This window comes from Actinomadura verrucosospora (assembly GCF_039540335.1).
GTDB lineage: Bacteria > Actinomycetota > Actinomycetes > Streptosporangiales > Streptosporangiaceae > Spirillospora > Spirillospora verrucosospora.
On sequence record NZ_BAABEV010000131.1, the window covers coordinates 1 to 534 of the forward strand.

Genomic DNA, 534 nt, shown 5'->3' on the forward strand with positions numbered 1-534 from the left:
GGGTCACCGCGCGGGCAGTGACAGCCGCGCCGAGGAGGAGGCCACCCGCGTCCTGCCCGTCGGCACCCGTGCCGATGTCGAGCGCGTGCTGCGCCTGCTGCTGCCCGGCCTCCCCGAGGACGAGTGGCCGCTGGTCTTCACCCACAGAATCCTCGGCGCGGACGACGACGCGTACACGACGACGCCGCGCCGCGCGCGGCTGCTGCACCTCCTGTCGTGGCGTCGCAACGGGTTCCTCTTGACGCCGGATGCGCTGTTCCTGCGCCGCGGGCTGCTCCACCGCCGGCTCGCGATCTTCCCGCTCGCCCGCACCCAGAGCATCGGCGTCGCGCAGGGGCCGATCGCCCGCGCGTTCCGGGTCGCATCCCTGCACGTGCACACGGTGGCCGGCCGGGTCTCCGGGCATCTCACCGGGATCGACCGGGATGCGGCGCTGGCAGCGTTCGCGGATGTCGAGGCCGCCGCGGTGGCAGCCGCATCCACCGATCGCAGCCACCGCTGGGCAGGCACGACCGGTGATGTCGCCGGAGCCCC

Annotated in this window: 1 protein-coding gene; it reads left to right on the forward strand. The window is 74.5% G+C overall.

The genetic code is table 11. The annotated features are described in order from the left end of the window. Positions 1 to 534, forward strand: a 534-nt coding sequence (locus tag ABD944_RS42275; RefSeq protein WP_345187922.1) for a PH domain-containing protein, incomplete at both ends; no start/stop codon positions are given.